The sequence below is a fragment of the Pantoea sp. USMM079 genome (assembly GCF_037153115.1).
Taxonomy (GTDB): domain Bacteria; phylum Pseudomonadota; class Gammaproteobacteria; order Enterobacterales; family Enterobacteriaceae; genus Pantoea; species Pantoea communis.
On record NZ_JBBCKX010000076.1, the window covers coordinates 1 to 334 of the forward strand.

Here is a 334-nt window from a genome sequence, read left to right on the forward strand (position 1 = left end):
CAGGCTCAGATGACTTCTCAGATACAGTGCGGACTGCTTAAAACTCATCTGATAAGGTTCCACGCCTTTCAGGCTGTACGCCATCTGCGCCATCATGAACCTCAGAAGGTTGTAGGCCAGGACCACGCCCCACAGCTCCTGACGCACAAGTTCTGGCTTTTTGCTTCTCAGCGTCAGCTCATTATTCAGCAGGTGTTGTTTCATCTCGCGGAACCCATGCTCGATTTCCCAGCGATGGCCGTATAAATCCACGACATCTGCTTTGGGATACCTCAGGGGGTCGCACATGGATGTCAGGATTTGAACCGTTTTTCCGTTGAGTTCTTTGCTGATA

General features: G+C 50.9%; 1 protein-coding gene. It reads right to left on the reverse strand.

All coding sequences use genetic code 11. The features are described from left to right. The coding region (locus tag WFP70_RS26580) for a transposase (RefSeq protein ID WP_337024913.1) at positions 1 to 334 on the reverse strand (334 nt) is incomplete at both ends.